Source organism: Pseudomonas sp. KU26590, assembly GCF_026153515.1.
Taxonomy (GTDB): domain Bacteria; phylum Pseudomonadota; class Gammaproteobacteria; order Pseudomonadales; family Pseudomonadaceae; genus Aquipseudomonas.
Map to the genome: position 1 here is coordinate 779,092 of NZ_CP110644.1, position 18,086 is coordinate 797,177.

16 protein-coding genes are annotated in these 18,086 nt (G+C 58.7%); 11 read left to right on the forward strand and 5 right to left on the reverse strand.

Annotated features, from left to right (window positions below):
- The first annotated feature begins 76 nt into the window (after positions 1-76).
- Positions 77-1,291 carry an alanine transaminase gene (gene alaC / locus OKW98_RS03550; protein ID WP_265387995.1) on the forward strand — a complete coding sequence of 405 codons (1,215 nt, stop codon included), beginning with the start codon at positions 77-79 and terminating at the stop codon, positions 1,289-1,291.
- Positions 1,292-1,301: 10 nt separating this feature from the next.
- Here alaC and OKW98_RS03555 read toward each other — a convergent pair whose 3' ends face one another.
- From OKW98_RS03555 to OKW98_RS03565, 3 genes are all read right to left on the reverse strand, one after another.
- Positions 1,302-2,135, reverse strand: a complete 834-nt coding sequence (locus OKW98_RS03555) for a hypothetical protein (RefSeq protein WP_265387996.1) — start codon at positions 2,133-2,135, stop codon at positions 1,302-1,304.
- A 295-nt stretch (positions 2,136-2,430) separates the two neighbouring features.
- Positions 2,431-3,117, reverse strand: coding sequence for a hypothetical protein (locus tag OKW98_RS03560; protein WP_265387997.1), 687 nt, complete (start codon positions 3,115-3,117; stop codon positions 2,431-2,433).
- The gene (locus tag OKW98_RS03565) at positions 3,081-4,373 is read right to left on the reverse strand and encodes a DUF6402 family protein (protein ID WP_265387998.1); all 1,293 of its coding nucleotides are present in this window, start codon (positions 4,371-4,373) and stop codon (positions 3,081-3,083) included. The genes OKW98_RS03560 and OKW98_RS03565 overlap by 37 nt, the downstream gene beginning before the upstream one ends.
- A gap of 528 nt (positions 4,374-4,901) precedes the next feature.
- Between OKW98_RS03565 and glyA the strand changes: the two genes are divergently transcribed.
- The 9 genes from glyA to OKW98_RS03610 all read left to right on the forward strand — a co-directional run bounded on the left by glyA (position 4,902) and on the right by OKW98_RS03610 (position 15,401).
- A complete protein-coding gene (glyA, locus tag OKW98_RS03570; protein ID WP_265387999.1) occupies positions 4,902-6,155 on the forward strand; it encodes a serine hydroxymethyltransferase in 1,254 nt (417 codons plus the stop codon).
- Between the two features lie 15 nt (positions 6,156-6,170).
- A complete protein-coding gene (locus OKW98_RS03575) occupies positions 6,171-7,421 on the forward strand; it encodes a sarcosine oxidase subunit beta family protein (protein WP_265388000.1) in 1,251 nt (416 codons plus the stop codon).
- 21 nt (positions 7,422-7,442) lie between these two features.
- Positions 7,443-7,757 carry a sarcosine oxidase subunit delta gene (locus OKW98_RS03580; protein ID WP_074886785.1) on the forward strand — a complete coding sequence of 105 codons (315 nt, stop codon included), beginning with the start codon at positions 7,443-7,445 and terminating at the stop codon, positions 7,755-7,757.
- Complete coding sequence (locus OKW98_RS03585; protein ID WP_265388001.1) at positions 7,754-10,774, forward strand: sarcosine oxidase subunit alpha; 3,021 nt, start codon at positions 7,754-7,756, stop codon at positions 10,772-10,774. Before OKW98_RS03580 ends, OKW98_RS03585 begins: the two co-directional genes overlap by 4 nt.
- Positions 10,775-10,994: 220 nt before the next feature.
- Positions 10,995-11,627, forward strand: coding sequence for a sarcosine oxidase subunit gamma (locus tag OKW98_RS03590; RefSeq protein ID WP_265388002.1), 633 nt, complete (start codon positions 10,995-10,997; stop codon positions 11,625-11,627).
- Between the two features lie 162 nt (positions 11,628-11,789).
- Entirely contained in the window at positions 11,790-12,647 is an 858-nt protein-coding gene (gene purU, locus OKW98_RS03595; protein WP_265388003.1) for a formyltetrahydrofolate deformylase, read from the forward strand.
- 126 nt (positions 12,648-12,773) lie between these two features.
- Positions 12,774-13,973 carry a formaldehyde dehydrogenase, glutathione-independent gene (gene fdhA, locus OKW98_RS03600; RefSeq protein WP_265388004.1) on the forward strand — a complete coding sequence of 400 codons (1,200 nt, stop codon included), beginning with the start codon at positions 12,774-12,776 and terminating at the stop codon, positions 13,971-13,973.
- A gap of 231 nt (positions 13,974-14,204) precedes the next feature.
- Positions 14,205-14,750: a DUF1190 domain-containing protein gene (locus OKW98_RS03605; protein WP_265388005.1), complete on the forward strand. Its 546-nt coding sequence runs from the start codon at positions 14,205-14,207 to the stop codon at positions 14,748-14,750.
- A gap of 87 nt (positions 14,751-14,837) precedes the next feature.
- Complete coding sequence (locus OKW98_RS03610; RefSeq protein ID WP_265388006.1) at positions 14,838-15,401, forward strand: DUF2780 domain-containing protein; 564 nt, start codon at positions 14,838-14,840, stop codon at positions 15,399-15,401.
- Positions 15,402-15,523: 122 nt separating this feature from the next.
- On the opposite strand, the gene OKW98_RS03615 is transcribed toward OKW98_RS03610, so the two are convergent.
- A complete protein-coding gene (locus OKW98_RS03615; RefSeq protein WP_265388007.1) occupies positions 15,524-16,426 on the reverse strand; it encodes an acyltransferase in 903 nt (300 codons plus the stop codon).
- A gap of 219 nt (positions 16,427-16,645) precedes the next feature.
- On the opposite strand from OKW98_RS03615, the gene OKW98_RS03620 reads away from it, so the two are divergent.
- Positions 16,646-17,146 (forward strand): ATP-dependent zinc protease, encoded by a 501-nt coding sequence (locus OKW98_RS03620; protein ID WP_065991278.1) that lies wholly within the window; start codon positions 16,646-16,648, stop codon positions 17,144-17,146.
- A 227-nt stretch (positions 17,147-17,373) separates the two neighbouring features.
- Here the strand turns inward: OKW98_RS03620 and OKW98_RS03625 are convergent, their stop codons facing one another.
- Positions 17,374-18,003, reverse strand: a complete 630-nt coding sequence (locus OKW98_RS03625; RefSeq protein WP_265388008.1) for a glutathione S-transferase family protein — start codon at positions 18,001-18,003, stop codon at positions 17,374-17,376.
- Positions 18,004-18,086: the final 83 nt, after the last annotated feature.

Here is an 18,086-nt window from a genome sequence, read left to right on the forward strand (position 1 = left end):
TATCTTTCGCCTCAGGCCACCGCAGTGGCCAGCGTCGCTCGGACGGTTCCGGGCGCTTACGTCTTCAGAGGTTCACATGGCAGATCCTGTCTCGCCGCGCCGTTTTGCGCGCATCGATCGACTCCCCCCTTACGTGTTCAACATCACCGCCGAGCTGAAAATGGCTGCTCGCCGTCGTGGTGAGGACATCATCGACCTGAGCATGGGCAACCCCGATGGGGCGACGCCGCCGCATATCGTCGAAAAAATGGTCACCGTCGCTCAACGTGAAGACACTCACGGCTACTCGACTTCGCGTGGCATCCCGCGTCTTCGTCGGGCGATTTCCAGCTGGTACAAAAAGCGCTACGACGTCGACATCGATCCCGAAGACGAAGCCATCGTCACCATCGGCTCCAAAGAAGGCCTCGCGCATTTGATGCTGGCCACGCTGGATCAGGGCGACACCGTTCTGGTGCCCAACCCTAGTTACCCGATTCACATCTACGGCGCCGTCATCGCCGGGGCTCAGGTGCGCTCCGTGCCGCTGGTGCCGGGCGTGGACTTCTTCGCCGAGCTGGAGAAAGCCATTCGCGGCTCGATCCCCAAACCGAAGATGATGATTCTGGGCTTCCCGTCCAACCCGACCGCTCAATGCGTCGAGCTGGATTTCTTCGAGCGCGTCGTTGCGCTGGCCAAGCAGTACGACGTGCTGGTAGTTCACGACCTGGCGTACGCCGACATCGTCTACGACGGCTGGAAAGCCCCGTCGATCATGCAGGTCCCCGGCGCGAAGGACATCGCGGTGGAGTTTTTCACCCTGTCCAAGAGCTACAACATGGCGGGCTGGCGGATCGGCTTCATGGTCGGCAACCCCGAGCTGGTCAATGCCCTGGCGCGGATCAAGAGCTACCACGACTACGGCACGTTCACGCCGCTGCAAGTGGCCGCCATCGCGGCATTGGAAGGTGACCAGCAATGCGTGCTCGACATCGCTGAGCAGTACCGTCAGCGCCGTAACGTGCTGGTCAAAGGTCTGCATGAACTGGGCTGGATGGTCGAAAACCCGAAAGCCTCGATGTACGTCTGGGCCAAGATCCCTGAAACCTACGCGCATTTGGGGTCGCTGGAATTCGCCAAGAAGCTGCTCGCCGAAGCCAAGGTCTGCGTCTCTCCCGGTGTCGGTTTCGGTGAGTACGGCGACGACCACGTGCGCTTCGCCCTGATCGAGAACCAGGACCGGATTCGTCAGGCCGTTCGCGGCATTCGCAGCATGTTCCGGGCTGACGGGTTAATTACGCAAAAGAACTGAATGTCGTCACTCATGTGCCGAGGTCATGACGGGACCTCGGCACATCCGGCAGCGGCATATGCTTGAGGATCGGTGATAACGGTAATTCGGGATGAGTGGTGATGCCATATATGACCGACAGCTCATTGGAACCGCTTTCCACATAATAATCACCGGGCGCGGCGCATCGAATGGCTTCGGCTTGCGTGACTGTTGTTGAGTAGCTGCGCCCTTCAACAGTACGGATGTTCACCGATACCTGGCGGTCTTCCGAGAGTCTTAACGTTCTGTCCATGACAATGTCCTCTTCAGAGGGACTTACGTAGAAAGTCGAGCCTTTGGGAAGATACAGCGCAAGGTCGGATTCGACGGCCTCGGGTGCGGCGATGGGTGGTATTTCCCATAGATAGATATCGGCGACCACCTCTGCGTCCGGATAGGAAATGATCTTGAGAATGACCGAAAAGAATCCTCCGTCCTGGTGAACGATGTCTTGGGGGGTGGCATAAAGCCTGGCGTCGCCCACTGAAACGGTGGTCGAAAGCACTTGGTCCGAATCCTCGACGTATACGGCAATCAGCGCCTCAAGCGTGTTCAGTTCTCGAATGATCCTCAGCTTGACCGAGCCTTCAATATCCACCGTATGAAACACGCCTTGAGTCAGAAAGAGCAGCGGTTCCGTAGCGGGTCCTTGTCGACTGGCGGATTTCGCCCTCAAGGTTTTCCATAACTGGGGAGTTAGCTTATGCGACCTTGCGATTGTGCCCATGATCATTCCTTGAGTGAGTGGCTGCCAGCCGTTCCGTTGGCTTAAAAGTAGCTCCGCCATCGCTGGTTGAATACTGTCAATGTTGACAGTGTTCATGCCCGCTGGTGGAAGTGTGGTGGGTTGCCGATGATTCGCGGCAGGCTCAGGACCGACGGGCAGCTGCCTGCAAAATCTGTCTGATTGCGACATCGCCTCATAAAAAAAACCCGGCCTCGACCGGGGATTTTTGTGTGCGTCGCAGTCTTTTGCAGGAGCGCGCTTGCCGAGGAAAGCATTTGTCCAGACGCAGTAAAGGCGCCTCACTCACCGCCAATCGCGGGCAAACGCGCTTATACCGGTGTGGCTACTGAATACGGGCACTCAAACCCAGCGTATGACGCATGGGGGACAGCTATTCCCAAATTCTAAAAAGCGGAACTCTTGCTTGTATCCGGTCTATAAGTGTTGGCGGCATGCTGATAATGTAACTCCGCTGGTCCTCATCATCTTGGTATGTAATGCTATCTTTCTCTGTGGTAAGGGGTTCATGCCCCGGTTGAGTGTCCCAAGAGACTTTGTAGCTCCTCTTCGCTAATTCATCACCTTTATCATCGATGATAGTCAACTGAACGGCATCCAGTCCATCACCGAAAAAGTGACTGTTGCTAACTCCACTTCCGCAGATATTGACAGTGTATTGCTTGCCGTTGAATTCTTTGATTCCGCCGTTTAGCGTGTTGTTGTAATTGAATTTTTGGCAGTCCGTTATGCTGCGGCCCGCAAAAAAGTTTATCGTCAATAATAGGATGCTCAGCCATATGCTGGCCGCAGGTATCATTTTTACGAATTCTTGGCGTGGGGATTTCTCTTCTCTGATAATTTTAGTGGCTTTATATCCGAAAAAGGACAAAATGGCCAACCCCAGAGGAAGCGAAAGTTCGCTGGCGAATGACAGGCCAGCGATGATGAGTCCGTTGTGAAACTTTCCGGATAGTGCCCAGTCAGCAGCGAAAAAAAACACACTAAAAATTATCACTGAAGCAATAGTTAGGGCGATTTTCTTTACCGATGTGTGGAGGTATTGTCGTACGGTCTGCATATTCGGTCCAGCTTGAATGAGATAGGTTTTTTTAGCTTGTAAAGTTTTGGTTCGCTGAAAATCATGAAGTCTCCACCCCTCGCATGCTGCTCTCTCCATTCATTGTAAGACTTGTTGTATACCGGCCAGTAAATGTCTTTTTCGATGAATTTTCTGACGATGCCTGTTCTCTTGTCAATAGGTTTGTCTACTTCTGATCTGTTGATAAGGTAGTCCCAGTTTAATTCTGTCCTTTCAATTTCGTCGCTACTATTCAAACTTTTAACTTTCCATTCGGGTGCATACTGCCCCAGCAGGTCATTTGCTGCAACGGTGTATGAAAGGATCATATTCTTTTTGTTCCAGTGACCGAGATATTGGCTATTTGTTGGGTCTTTGTCATTGAAGGAGTAGTTATCCTTCACGTAAATGTAGACATGTGTCACTCGGGCGGTGGCCTCGGCGCAATATTGATAAGGATGGGTTTGGTAGTCGAAGTAGCGTTCGCTTTTAACCTCAGCTCTCCCAATGGCAGCGTAAAGGACGAAGTTCCCAAGTGCGGCAGAAAGGTCAGTCATTAACAAGCCATCTAATGTGTCGAAGGTGCTTATTCTTCTTTGTTGGACTTGCCATTGTGAATGAAATTTACTCAGCTCTGCTATGCCTGTTGATGTCTCTAAGTTTAGGATTGGGCTTGTGCTCTGTGTCTCGATGAATTGTGTTGTGACGTGTTGAAATATTTTTTTCCTGATTAGAGAAACGGCTTTATCGGAATAAATATCTTCATCGATTAGTTTGTTGAATTTATCTCTGAGGTTTCCGTAGCTCAGAGCCCAGTCGATAGTGACGATTGAGCTATTAACGGGCTGGGTTGAGTTCAAGTTGTTGTCCCAAATATTCTTCGGGGTGGAAAACCACACTCTCGCTAGCTTTGCGGCGACAGGCCATCCGATTCTGTCCATGGCGTCTGGTATGTCCTGAATGTCAAATTCGGGAAGCTTGTCTTTATCCTCGGCGTCATGGGTTTTTAGTTGCGCGGGCTGCACGGGTTTAACTTGCATTGGTCGCTCAACCTCCGGTTCTTTTGTTTCTTGCCTTTCTACCTTATCTTGATCAGTCTCGGATTCAGGCAGCGTTCCTGGTGGAAGCTGACTATAAGATATTTTCTGGGTTGTGTTAATCGGGACTGCGCCTAATGAACCACTGTATTCCTTCCATACTTTCCCACGAAACAAAGCTCTTTCCATTGTGTAATAAGGTTTTTTGATTGTTGACATGACCTATCGCCTAGCATTGGCTGGGCTTGCGACCCTATCTTCTCTTTAATATTCAACTCAATAAACGTTATGTTTGATCTGTTGCAGAATATGCCTGTATGTTTAAAGGGTGTTCAATACTGTGTTTATTGGTCATTAATTTTTAATGCTGGCAGATATGCAACTGCTTCTCCTGTACTGCTGCTACCCCTGGGGAACTGGCCAATAACTCACAGGGGGTTTGTAAGCGAGCAGCAAGCAGGGGCACCGCTTGGAAGTTAGCTTTTTCACGATTGGGTCTGTGAGTGCAGATGTCTTGCCGGCCCTTGGCTAACAGCCGAGGAGATGATGGCCCCCACGCGGAGTGTGGTGCATCACTCCCGGCCCATGGCCCGACGTATCTCTGCATGACGACGATGTCGTAAACGCGCCTTTGTGTGGCGTGCGTAGGCATCTGGGCTGTCATCGTCAGCCCTACCATCGTGGCCAAAGGGCAGTTCAAGGCCCTGTCGATCATTCAGGCGCCGCGCCGCCGCTGGGAGAACCGCGATGTTCAGCAAGCAAGACCAGATCCAGGGTTATGACGATGCACTGTTGGCGGCGATCGGTGCCGAGGAGCAGCGTCAGGAAGACCACATCGAGCTGATCGCCTCGGAGAACTACACCAGCAAGCGCGTGATGCAGGCACAGGGCAGCGGCCTGACCAACAAATACGCCGAGGGTTATCCCGGCAAACGTTATTACGGCGGCTGCGAGCACGTCGACAAGGTCGAGCAACTGGCGATCGATCGCGCCAAGTTGCTGTTTGGCGCCGACTACGCCAACGTCCAGCCGCACTCGGGCTCGTCAGCCAACAGCGCGGTTTATCTGGCGCTGCTGCAAGCGGGCGATACGCTTTTGGGCATGAGCCTGGCCCATGGCGGTCACCTGACCCACGGCGCCAAAGTGTCGTCCTCGGGCAAGCTGTACAACGCCGTTCAATACGGTATCGACGTTGCCACCGGCCTGATCGATTACGACGAAGTCGAGCGACTGGCCGTCGAGCACAAACCGAAGATGATCGTTGCCGGTTTCTCGGCCTACTCCAAAACCCTGGATTTCCCGCGCTTTCGCGAGATCGCCGACAAAGTGGGCGCGTTGCTGTTCGTTGACATGGCCCACGTCGCCGGTCTGGTCGCTGCGGGTTTGTACCCGAACCCGCTGCCGTACGCCGATGTGGTCACCACCACCACCCACAAAACCCTGCGCGGTCCGCGTGGCGGCTTGATCCTGGCCAAGGCCAACGAAGAGATCGAGAAGAAACTCAATTCCGCCGTGTTCCCGGGTTCCCAGGGTGGTCCGCTGATGCATGTGATTGCCGGCAAGGCCGTGTGCTTCAAAGAAGCCATGGAGCCCGGATTCAAAGCCTATCAACAGCAAGTGATCGACAACGCCCAGGCCATGGCCCAGGTGTTTATCGATCGAGGTTACGACGTTGTTTCGGGCGGGACCGATAACCACCTGTTCCTCGTCAGCCTGATTCGTCAGGGCCTGACCGGGAAGGATGCCGATGCTGCGCTCGGTCGAGCGCACATCACCGTCAACAAGAACGCCGTGCCGAACGACCCGCAGTCGCCGTTCGTGACCTCGGGCCTGCGCATCGGCACCCCGGCGGTGACCACGCGCGGTTTCAAAGTTACCCAGTGCATCACGCTGGCCGGCTGGATCTGCGACATCCTCGACAACCTCGGCGACGCCGATGTCGAGGCCAATGTTGCCGAGCAGGTCGCCGCGCTGTGCGCCGATTTCCCGGTTTACCGCTGAGTCAGGAGTCGCACCATGCAGCATTACTCGGGCTTCGGCCTCCTCAAACACTCCCTCAGCCACCACGAAAACTGGCAGCGCATGTGGCGCACGCCGACCCCGAAAAAGGTCTACGACGTAGTCATCGTCGGCGGCGGCGGCCACGGTCTGGCGACGGCGTATTACCTGGCCAAAGAACACGGCATCACCAACGTGGCCGTGGTCGAAAAAGGCTGGTTGGGCGGCGGCAATACCGCGCGTAACACCACCATCGTGCGTTCCAACTACCTGTGGGACGAATCCGCGCACTTGTACGAACACGCGATGAAGCTGTGGGAAGGCCTGTCTCAGGATATCAACTACAACGTCATGTTCTCCCAGCGCGGCGTTTACAACCTGTGCCACACCCTGCAGGACATGCGTGATTCCGAGCGCCGCGTCAGCGCCAACCGCTTGAACGGCGTCGACGGCGAGCTGCTCAACGGCAAGCAAGTGGCTGAAGAAATTCCGTACCTCGACTGCTCGAAAAACACCCGTTACCCGATCATTGGCGCGACTGTGCAACGTCGCGGCGGTGTGGCGCGTCATGACGCCGTGGCCTGGGGCTATGCCCGTGCCGCCGATGCGTTGGGCGTGGACCTGATTCAGCAGACCGAAGTGACCGGGTTTCGCAAGGAAAACGGCGTGTGCATCGGCGTCGAAACCAACAAGGGCTTTATCGGTGCCAAGCGCGTCGGCGTGGTGACGGCCGGCAACTCCGGCCACATGGCCAAGCTCGCCGGGTTCCGTTTGCCGGTCGAATCCCATCCGTTGCAAGCGCTGGTGTCCGAGCCGATCAAGCCGATTATCGACAGCGTGATCATGTCCAACGCCGTGCACGGCTACATCAGCCAGTCCGACAAGGGCGACCTGGTGATCGGTGCCGGTATCGACAGCTGGATCGGCTATGGCCAGCGCGGCTCGTACCCGGTGATCGAGCACACCATTCAGGCCATCGTCGAGATGTTCCCGGTGCTGTCCCGGGTACGCATGAACCGCCAGTGGGGCGGCATCGTCGACACCACGCCGGACGCCTGCCCGATCATTTCCAAGACGCCGGTGCCGAACATGTTCTTCAACTGCGGTTGGGGCACCGGTGGCTTCAAGGCGACGCCGGGCTCGGGCAACGTGTTTGCTGCCAGTCTGGCGAAAGGCGAAATGCACCCGCTGGCCAAACCCTTCTCAATCGACCGGTTCCACAACGGCGCGCTCATCGACGAGCACGGCGCCGCTGCGGTTGCGCACTAACCCACTCACAGGAGAAATCCCATGCTGCACATCTTCTGTCCTCACTGTGGCGAACTGCGCTCCGAAGAGGAATTCCACGTCTCCGGTCAGGCCCACATCCCGCGTCCACTCGACCCGGCTGCGTGCACCGACGAGGAGTGGGGCGACTACATGTTCTTTCGCGACAACCCGCGCGGTCTGCACCACGAGTTGTGGATTCACGCAGCGGGTTGCCGTCAGTACTTCAACACCACGCGTGACACCGTGACCTACGAAATTCTCGAAACCTATCCGATTGGCACGCAGCCTCAGTTCGTCAATCCGGCGCCTGCGATCAGAAAGGGGGATCAGGTATGAGCCAGTCCAATCGCTTGCCCAACGGCGGCCGCATCGATCGCAGCAAGGTCCTGAATTTCAACTTCAATGGCCAGACCTATCAGGGCTTTGAAGGCGACACCCTGGCCGCCGCCTTGCTCGCCAACGGCGTCGACATCATTGGCCGCAGCTTCAAATATTCCCGACCTCGCGGCATCTTTGCAGCAGGTTCCGAAGAGCCTAATGCCGTGCTGCAGATCGGCGCGACCGAAGCCACGCAGATCCCCAACGTGCGCGCCACGCAACAGGCGCTTTATTCGGGCCTCGTCGCGACCAGCACCAACGGCTGGCCGAGCGTGAACACCGACATGATGGGCATTCTCGGCAAGGTCGGCGGCAAGCTGATGCCGCCGGGCTTCTACTACAAAACCTTCATGTACCCCCAGTCGTTCTGGATGACCTACGAGAAGTACATCCGCAAGGCAGCGGGGCTGGGCCGTTCGCCGACTGAGCTCGACCCGGACACCTACGACAACATGAACCAGCACTGCGACGTGCTGGTGGTCGGCGCCGGCCCTGCAGGTCTGGCCGCTGCACTGGCCGCCGCGCGCAGCGGTGCCCGGGTCATCCTGGCAGACGAGCAGGAAGAATTTGGCGGCAGCCTGTTGGACAGCCGCGAAAGTCTGGACGGCAAACCGGCGGCTGACTGGGTGGCGACGGTGGTGGCCGAACTCAAAGGCCTGCCCAACGTCACCCTGCTGCCGCGCGCCACGGTGAACGGTTATCACGACCACAATTTCCTGACCATTCATGAGCGTCTGACCGATCACCTCGGTGACCGCGCACCGATTGGCCAGGTACGTCAGCGCATGCACCGGGTTCGCGCCCAGCGTGTGGTGCTGGCGAGCGGTACCCATGAGCGTCCGCTGGTTTACGGCAACAACGATGTGCCGGGGAATATGCTGGCCGGCGCCGTCTCTACTTACGTGCGCCGTTATGGCGTGGCGCCGGGCAAGAAACTGGTGCTGTCGACCAACAACGATTACGCCTATCGCGTGGCGCTGGACTGGCTCGACGCTGGCCTGCACGTGGTCGCCGTCGCCGATGCGCGTCACAACCCGCGCGGTGCGTTGGTGGAAGAAGCCCGTGCCAAAGGCATTCGTATCCTGACCGGCAGCGCCGTGGTGGAAGCCCGTGGCAGCAAGCGCGTCAGTGCCGCCCGCGTGGCCGCCATCGACGTCAAAGCCCACAAGGTCACCAGCCCGGGCGAGTGGCTCGACTGCGATCTGGTCGCCAGCTCCGGCGGTTACAGCCCGATCGTTCACTTGGCGTCGCACTTGGGCGGCAAGCCGGTCTGGCGCGAAGACATCCTCGGTTTCGTGCCGGGCGAAGCGCCGCAGAAACGCGTCTGCGTCGGCGGTGTGAACGGCGTTTACGCGCTCGGCGACTCGCTGGCCGACGGTTTTGAAGGCGGTGTGCGTGCCGCCAGCGAAGCCGGGTTCAAACCGGTCGAGGGCGTACTGCCCAAAGCCTTGAGCCGCGTGGAAGAACCGACCCTGGCGCTGTTTCAAGTACCGCACGAGAAGGGCACTGCCCGGGCGCCGAAGCAATTCGTCGACCTGCAGAATGACGTCACCGCAGCGGCCATCGAGCTGGCGACCCGCGAGGGTTTCGAATCCGTCGAGCACGTCAAACGCTACACCGCGCTGGGGTTCGGTACCGATCAGGGCAAGCTCGGCAACGTCAACGGCCTGGCGATTGCCGCCCGTTCGCTGAACGTGTCGATCCCGGAAATGGGCACCACCATGTTCCGTCCGAACTACACGCCGGTGACCTTCGGCGCCATTGCCGGACGTCACTGCGGTCACGTCTTCGAGCCTGTGCGCTTCACCGCGCTGCATGCGTGGCACGTGAAGAACGGCGCCGAATTCGAGGACGTCGGGCAGTGGAAACGCCCGTGGTATTTCCCGAAAGCCGGTGAAGACATCCACACCGCCGTGCGCCGCGAATGCAAGGCCGTGCGCGACAGCGTCGGTCTGCTGGACGCATCGACGCTGGGCAAGATCGACATTCAAGGCCCGGATGCTCGGGAGTTTCTGAATCGCATCTACACCAACGCCTGGACCAAGCTGGATGTGGGTAAAGCGCGTTACGGCCTGATGTGCAAAGAAGACGGCATGGTCTTCGACGACGGCGTTACCGCCTGCATCGCCGACAACCACTTCATCATGACCACCACCACCGGTGGCGCTGCACGCGTGCTGCAGTGGCTGGAAATCTATCAACAGACCGAATGGCCGGACCTGAAGGTGTACTTCACCTCTGTCACCGATCACTACGCGACCCTGACCCTGTCGGGCCCGAACAGCCGCAAGCTCCTCAGCGAAGTGACTGACATCGACCTGGGCCGTGAAGCATTTCCGTTCATGACCTGGAAAGAAGGTCTGGTGGGCGGTGTGCCGGCGCGGGTGTTCCGGATTTCGTTTACCGGTGAGCTTTCCTACGAAGTGAACATCCAGGCCGACTACGCCATGGGCGTTCTGGAAAAAATCGCCGAAGCGGGCAAACAGTACAACTTGACCCCGTACGGCACTGAAACCATGCACGTCCTGCGGGCCGAGAAGGGCTTCATCATTGTCGGCCAGGACACCGACGGCTCGATGACCCCGGACGATTTGAACATGGGCTGGTGTGTCGGCCGTACCAAGCCGTTCTCGTGGATCGGCCAGCGCGGCATGAACCGTGAGGACTGCGTGCGGGAAGATCGCAAGCAACTCGTCGGCCTGAAGCCGGTTGATCCGAACCAGTGGCTGCCGGAAGGCGCGCAATTGGTGTTCGATCCGAAGCAGGCGATCCCGATGAAGATGGTGGGCCACGTGACGTCGAGTTACGCATCGAACTCGTTGGGCTATTCGTTTGCGATGGGCGTGGTGAAGGGCGGGCTGAAGCGCATGGGCGAGCGGGTGTTCGCGCCGCTGGCGGATGGATCGGTGATCGAGGCGGAGATCGTGTCCTCGGTGTTCTTCGATCCGAAGGGTGATCAGCAGAACGTGGAGTGATCGGGTGGGCGAGCGCGGTGTGTCTTACACGTCGCGTTGCCGGATCGGTTCGCCAGCAAGCCGGCTTCTACAGAGGAACGCGATCAATTGTAGGAGCGCGCTTGCCCGCGAAACCAGGTACATCCGATAAAGCTCTGTCGTCAGCAATACCCTTCGCGGGCAAGCGCGCTCCTACAAGGTCTGCGCTCACTGAAACAACAGAATTCAACACAGGTGCTCTATGACCACAGCCAACGTTTACCAACAGCGACCAGCGACCGACGCCAAAGCCGAGTCGCCGCTGTTTCATGCTGACCTTCAAAGCCTGATCGGCAAAGGCCGCAGCAATCCGGGCATCGTGCTGCGGGAGAAAAAACTGCTTGGCCACCTGACCATCCGCGGCAACGGTCACGATCCGGCGTTCGCTGCCGGCGTGCACAAGGCGTTGGGCATGGAGTTACCGGGTGCGCTGGCGCTGGTGTCCAGCGGCGATAGCTCGATCCAGTGGCTTGGCCCGGACGAGTGGCTGCTGATTGTGCCAACCGGTGAAGAATTCGCCGTTGAGCAGAAGCTGCGTGAAGCGCTCGCCGGTTTGCACATCGCTATCGTCAACGTCAGCGGCGGGCAATCGCTGCTGGAGCTGACCGGCCCGAAGGTCCGCGAAGTGCTGATGAAATCCACCAGCTACGACGTGCACCCGAACAGCTTCCCGGTGGGCAAGGCCATCGGCACGGTTTTCGCCAAATCGCAGCTGGTGATCCGCCGTACCGGCGAAGAGACCTGGGAACTGGTCATCCGCCGCAGCTTCGCTGATTACTGGTGGCTGTGGCTGCAGGACGCGAGCGCGGAGTATGGTCTGGGTGTCGCCGCCTGAGTCCAGGTTGACCACGCGACTTATGCTGATCGTTGTTGATCGTTCCCACGCTCCGCGTGGTAACGCCGCCCACGACGCTCTGCGTCACTCGACAATGGACGCGGAGCGTCCCGAACTGCATTCCCACGCAGAGCGTGGGAACGATCACAGGAGCAACACCCCATGAGCCGCGCCCCCGATACCTGGATTCTGACCGCCGACTGCCCCAGCGTGCTGGGCACGGTGGACGCGGTGACGCGTTACCTCTTCGAGCAAGGCTGTTACGTCACCGAGCACCATTCGTTCGATGATCGACTGTCCAGCCGCTTTTTCATTCGCGTCGAGTTCCGCCAGCCTGAGGGATTTGACGTCGCGTCTTTCCGGGCAGGCCTGGCCGAGCGGGGCGAATCGTTCGGCATGATCTTCGAACTCACCGCCCCGAACTACCGCCCGAAAGTGGTGATCATGGTCTCCAAGGCCGACCACTGCCTCAACGATCTGCTCTACCGCCAGCGCATCAATCAGCTGTCCATGGACGTGGTCGCCGTCGTCTCCAATCACCCGGACCTCGAACCGCTGGCGCGCTGGCACGACATTCCCTACTACCATTTCCCCCTCGACCCCAACGACAAACCGGCGCAGGAAGCCAAGGTGATGAAAGTCATCGAAGACACCGGCGCGGAACTGGTGGTGCTCGCCCGCTACATGCAAGTGCTGTCGCCGGAGCTGTGTCGCAAGCTCGATGGCAAGGCGATCAACATTCATCACTCGCTGCTGCCGGGGTTCAAGGGCGCCAAGCCGTATCACCAAGCCTACAACAAGGGCGTGAAACTGGTCGGCGCGACAGCGCATTACATTAACAACGACCTGGATGAAGGGCCGATCATCGCCCAAGGCGTGGAGGTGGTAGACCACAGTCACTACCCTGAAGACCTGATCGCCAAGGGCCGCGACATCGAAGGCCTAACCCTCGCGCGGGCAGTGGGTTACCACATTGAGCGACGTGTGTTTCTCAATGCCAACAGAACCGTGGTGCTTTAGGTGGTAGCTGCAAGTTTCAAGCTTGAAGCCGCAAGAAAAGGCGGTGTGCACATTTCTTGCGGCTTGTAGCTTGCCGCTCGAAACCCGATCCACTCTCTATCCAACAATAAATAAAGAGGTGAAGGCATGTCTGGTAATCGTGGTGTGGTGTATCTCGGCTCAGGCAAGGTCGAAGTGCAGAAAATCGACTATCCCAAGATGCAGGACCCGCGCGGCAAGAAGATCGAGCACGGGGTGATCTTGCGCGTGGTTTCCACCAACATTTGTGGTTCCGATCAACACATGGTGCGTGGCCGGACGACGGCCCAGGTCGGCCTTGTGCTCGGCCACGAAATCACTGGTGAAGTGATCGAGAAGGGCAGCGACGTCGAGAACCTCAAGATCGGTGATCTGGTCTCCGTGCCGTTCAACGTCGCCTGCGGCCGTTGCCGCTCCTGCAAAGAGCAACACACCGGCGTCTGCCTGACTGTTAACCCGGCCCGCGCCGGCGGTGCTTACGGTTATGTCGACATGGGCGACTGGACCGGCGGCCAGGCCGAATACGTGCTCGTGCCGTACGCCGACTTCAACCTCCTCAAGTTTCCCGATCGCGACAAGGCGATGTCGAAGATCCGCGACCTGACCTGCCTCTCCGACATCCTGCCAACCGGTTATCACGGCGCGGTGACTGCCGGTGTGGGTCCGGGCAGCTCGGTGTACATCGCTGGCGCAGGTCCGGTGGGTCTTGCCGCCGCCGCTTCAGCGCGCTTGCTCGGCGCGGCCGTGGTGATCGTCGGTGACGTCAATCCGGTGCGTCTGGCGCACGCCAAGGCCCAGGGTTTCGAGATCGCCGACCTGTCCAAGGACACCCCGCTGCACGAGCAGATCGCCGATCTGTTGGGTGAGCCGGAGGTGGACTGCGCGGTCGATGCCGTGGGCTTTGAAGCGCGCGGTCATGGACATGCGGGCGCCAAAGCCGAGGCACCGGCCACCGTACTCAACTCGCTGATGGGCGTTGTTCGTGTCGCCGGCAAGATCGGCATTCCTGGCCTGTACGTGACGGAAGACCCGGGCGCCGTGGACGCTGCCGCCAAGGTCGGCGCGCTGAGCATTCGGTTCGGTCTGGGCTGGGCCAAATCCCACAGTTTCCACACCGGCCAGACGCCGGTCATGAAGTACAACCGCCAACTGATGCAGGCCATCATGTGGGACCGCATCAACATCGCCGACGTGGTGGGCGTGGAAGTCATCAGCCTCGACGACGCCCCGCGCGGTTACGGCGAATTCGATGCCGGTGTGCCGAAGAAATTCGTCATCGATCCACACAAACTGTTCAGCGCCGCGTGATCTTCTGACGCTCACAAAAGGCGACCTTCGGGTCGCTTTTTTTATGCCTGACGTAGGGCTCTAACCCGACATTTGTAGGGCGTTTCTGAAAATGATTGAGGAGCGTTTGAATTCCATTCCTGCTTGTTTCAGCGGCCTTATCTCCGTGTTATTTGTCCGGCCGGTTTTTCAGTTGGCGGGTCATGCATGCTTGTCTGGTGGGTTAGAACATCGATTCATTTCGTCTTCGCAATGCCGCTCATTGTCTTGCCTGCCAGGCTGACGAGCGCTCACCTTGAGCCCGTTTCATCGGGCTGGGCATCGTCAGAGCTGTTCTTTGAAAACGCCAACGCCTGCATCTGGGCCGGGGTTGCGCCGCCGGTCTGCGAGACCGGATACCGCGCTGCGTATCGCCAGCATGTGCGAGTGGCACCGACCTACCGTGAGCTGTCGGACTGCGAGGCTGACTTCACGCCGGGTGAGTGTTTCGCCGCGGATGTCTCCCGGCTATGGTCGCCCTGGCTGTCCGGTTTCGCGATCATTACCCAGGTGCAGCTGAGATCCACCGGAGCTAACCCCGACGCCCAAGTGCGCCTCTTCAGTGAACCGCTTTATCGGGCCGACGATCATCAGGGCGGCACGCGCTTGATCAGCCTGCGCGAGAAGCTCCACAGCGGTGAGCATTTCGATAAGGCGTTCATTCGCCACCGGCTCTTGCGGGCGGGCTCGACGGCTGCGGATCGACGGCTGGCGCGGACGTTTGAGCCGCAGCGTTTGTTTTATGTCAGCAAACCCTGAGGCCTTGCGTGGAACTTCCCTTCGAGGGGCGGTCCAACGCGTGTTTACCCGGCCATGGCCGGTCCTCCGGAAAACGAGGTTGTTGCGATGAAAGTTTCACTGAGAAATATACGTGGTGCTGCGCTGGCGAGCCTGATGGCGTTGGCGGCGACGCCGGTCTTCGCTTTCAATCTGAATGACGCAGCCAATGCTGTTTCTAACGCCACTGGCGGTCAGCAAAAGGCAACCGCCGCACCTGAGGCAGCCGGGCTGTTGAACACGCTGGGTACGCAATTGAACGTCACGCCGGAGCAAGCGGTGGGCGGGACCGGCGCTTTGTTGGGTCTGGCCAAGAACAAGCTCGCCGGCAATGACTATTCGCAACTGAGCAAATCGGTGCCAGGCCTCGACCAACTGGCCGGCAATTCGGCCCTTGGCAGCCTGAGTGGTCTGGGCGGACTGCTGGGTAATTCCGGGAGCAGCAACTCTGCCTTGGACAGCGCGCTGGGCAATGTGCAGAGCATGGGCGACGTGAACAAGGCCTTCAGCGCGCTGGGCATGAACAGCAGCATGGTCAGCCAGTTCGTGCCGGTGATCCTGCAATACCTCGGTCAGCAGGGCGCGGGCGGTTCGGCGTTGCAGGCGTTGAGTGGCGTCTGGGGCGCCAAGTGATTTCGCTTACTGAACACGGCTTTTGAGCGACACCTACCCTGTAGGCGCGCGCTTGCCCGCGAAAATAGGTATATCCGATGAAGCTCTGTCGTCACAAATACCATTCGCGGGCAAGCGCGCTCCTACAAGGGGCATGCGTCTGCCGGGTTATCCCGCAACTCGGCAATCCGCGCATCCTTCTCTTCCCACAGCCGGTTGACCCAGTTCTGCACATACACGCGGAACACCGGATCGTTCTCGTAATCACCCTGCCACAGCGCAGGGTCGAGTTCGCGGGTCTTGATGTCGACGATCACCCGCGGCACTCGTCCTGATAGCAAGTCCCAGAACCCCGGAATGCGCTCGCTCGGATAGACCACCGTCACATCAAGCACGGCGTCCAGTTGCTCACCCATCGCTGCCAGCACGAATGCGACGCCGCCTGCCTTGGGCTTGAGCAGATAGCGGTAGGGCGAAGCCTGTTGGGCCTTTTTCGACGGGGTGAAGCGCGTGCCTTCCAGGTAATTCACGATCGTCGCCGGCTGACGTTTGAACAGCTCGCATGCCTCGCGGGTGATGGCCAGATCCTTGCCCCTGAGCTCGGGATGCCTGGCCAGAAACGCCTTGGTGTAGCGCTTCATGAACGGGTAATCGAGTGCCCACCACGCCAGCCCCAGAAACGGCACCCAGATCAGCTCTTTCTTGAGGAAGAATTTGAAGAAGGGCGTACGTCGATTCAACGCCTGCACCAGCGCCGGGATGTCGACCCACGACTGATGGTTACCGATGACCAGATAGGAAGTTTCGCCACGCAGGCCTTCGTCGCCGCGGATTTCCCACCGGGTCGGCAGGCAAATTTTGAAAATCAGCTTGTTGATTTCACACCAGGTCTCGGCAATCCACATCACGGCCGCCGAGCAGTTGTCGCGCATCTCGCTCTGGAACACCAACTTGAGCAGCGCAAAGACCATCAGCGGGCCTATCAGCACCAGCGTATTGAGCAGAAGCAGCAGCGTGACGGCAATTCCGGTGAGCAGGTGACGCATAAGGCACTCGCGGTCGACAGGGTGGCGCGCAATGATAAGCAGGCCGGGCGCCGGGCGCAAAATCCTGGTGATACCGACGAATGTTTCACGCCTTTGTCGGTACGCTACGTATGCTTGGCCCGCTTGCCGCTGAGCGCGAAGTCTGGCGCGAACCATCGGCAAAGTTACGGTCTAAATCGGGCACACACTCTCGCCCATCCATCACGAGGAATCTGTGACGTGAAATCCCTTCTGGCGCTTATGTCTTTGCTGGCGTTGCCTGTCATGGCTGCCGAACCGACGTTGTATGGCCGTTACGAATACATCCAGGTCTCGGAGATTGGCGAGACGTTCAAGGCCAAAATGGACACCGGCGCGTTGACCGCATCGCTGTCGGCCAAGGACATCGAACTGTTCAAACGCGATGGCGATGACTGGGTGCGCTTCCGTCTGGCCACCAAAGACGCTGACAGCAAAGTGTACGAGCACAAGGTCTCGCGCATCAGCCGGATCAAGGGCCGTTCCGAAGGTGACGATGACGAAGAACCGGCCGATCCCACCAAGCGCCCGGTTGTTGACCTCGAACTGTGCCTGGGCAACGTGAAACGCACCGTGGAGGTCAACCTCGTCGACCGCAGCCACTTCAACTATCCGTTGCTGATCGGCGCCAAAGCCCTGCGCGAATTCGGCGCGGCGGTTAACCCGGCCCGTCGTTATACGGCCGACAAGCCTGAGTGCTGATGAGCGCTGTGATGATTTCGAGGAACCCGCGAATGCGATCAGCCTTCGCCCTCAACATCGTTTGACCCACCGCCTTCGCGGGCAAGAGCGCTCCTACAATGGATCTCGCAGCTCCCGAAATTTCAGGCGTACACGCAATCCGTAGGAGCCGGCTTGCTGGCGAACGCGGTGGGTCAGCGCTGAGAATATCGACTGACTCAACGCCTTCGCATACTTCCCAACGTTCGCTACGCAGGCGGCTGAGTCTCCAGCATCGACGGCCGCTGACTGACTTCGTAATACCAGCTCGCCAATCGCGGGTAGCTACTGCGCCAGCCCAGGTTTGGCTGGCGGAAATCCAGATAGCCCACTGCACATGCCACGCTGATCGACGCAACGTCGAAGTGCGAACTCAATTCAGTGACAGCTTCGGCTTCGAAATAGGCCAGCGTGCGAGTGATTTTTTCCTGCTGGGCGTCGAGCCATTCCGACCAGTGTTTCTCCTCGGGGCGCAGGAAGGTCTCGTAACGGATAAGCAGCGCAGCGTCCATGAGGGCATCGGCCAGTGACGCGAGCGTCAATCGCCGCCAGCGCGCCGAGCCTTCTTTTGGAATGAGGGGGTTGCCGACATGCTGCTGGTCCAGGTATTCGAGAATCACACGGCTGTCATGGATGACGTTGTCGTCGGCCAGACACAGCGCCGGAATCTTCCCGCAGGGGTTGTCGCGACAAATTTCAGCGTCGGGGCTGACGGGGGTGAGCGCAACGGCTTTGAGACTGACCCGGTTTGCCTGTCCGGTTTCATGAAGCAAGATCAGCACCTTGCGCGCGAAGGGCGAAGCAGCGTTGTAATACAACGTCATGTTGGGCGCAGACATGGACATTCCTCTGATCGACCTGGCCCTCCAGACTAGTCAGGGCCACGACGCTGTGCAATATCCGGATGCAATGCCGGGCCGAT

Excerpts from the sequence above, each read along its gene's own strand:
- OKW98_RS03625 (WP_265388008.1), bottom strand. The coding sequence starts at position 18,003 with ATGTCTGCGCCCAACATGACGTTGTATTACAACGCTGCTTCGCCCTTC.
- OKW98_RS03560 (WP_265387997.1), bottom strand. The coding sequence starts at position 3,117 with ATGCAGACCGTACGACAATACCTCCACACATCGGTAAAGAAAATCGCC.
- OKW98_RS03565 (WP_265387998.1), bottom strand. The coding sequence starts at position 4,373 with ATGTCAACAATCAAAAAACCTTATTACACAATGGAAAGAGCTTTGTTT.
- OKW98_RS03580 (WP_074886785.1), top strand. The coding sequence starts at position 7,443 with ATGCTGCACATCTTCTGTCCTCACTGTGGCGAACTGCGCTCCGAAGAG.
- OKW98_RS03575 (WP_265388000.1), top strand. The coding sequence starts at position 6,171 with ATGCAGCATTACTCGGGCTTCGGCCTCCTCAAACACTCCCTCAGCCAC.
- OKW98_RS03615 (WP_265388007.1), bottom strand. The coding sequence starts at position 16,426 with ATGCGTCACCTGCTCACCGGAATTGCCGTCACGCTGCTGCTTCTGCTC.
- OKW98_RS03555 (WP_265387996.1), bottom strand. The coding sequence starts at position 2,135 with ATGAACACTGTCAACATTGACAGTATTCAACCAGCGATGGCGGAGCTA.
- glyA (WP_265387999.1), top strand. The coding sequence starts at position 4,902 with ATGTTCAGCAAGCAAGACCAGATCCAGGGTTATGACGATGCACTGTTG.
- OKW98_RS03610 (WP_265388006.1), top strand. The coding sequence starts at position 14,838 with ATGAAAGTTTCACTGAGAAATATACGTGGTGCTGCGCTGGCGAGCCTG.
- purU (WP_265388003.1), top strand. The coding sequence starts at position 11,790 with ATGAGCCGCGCCCCCGATACCTGGATTCTGACCGCCGACTGCCCCAGC.
- OKW98_RS03585 (WP_265388001.1), top strand. The coding sequence starts at position 7,754 with ATGAGCCAGTCCAATCGCTTGCCCAACGGCGGCCGCATCGATCGCAGC.
- OKW98_RS03590 (WP_265388002.1), top strand. The coding sequence starts at position 10,995 with ATGACCACAGCCAACGTTTACCAACAGCGACCAGCGACCGACGCCAAA.
- OKW98_RS03605 (WP_265388005.1), top strand. The coding sequence starts at position 14,205 with ATGCCGCTCATTGTCTTGCCTGCCAGGCTGACGAGCGCTCACCTTGAG.
- fdhA (WP_265388004.1), top strand. The coding sequence starts at position 12,774 with ATGTCTGGTAATCGTGGTGTGGTGTATCTCGGCTCAGGCAAGGTCGAA.
- alaC (WP_265387995.1), top strand. The coding sequence starts at position 77 with ATGGCAGATCCTGTCTCGCCGCGCCGTTTTGCGCGCATCGATCGACTC.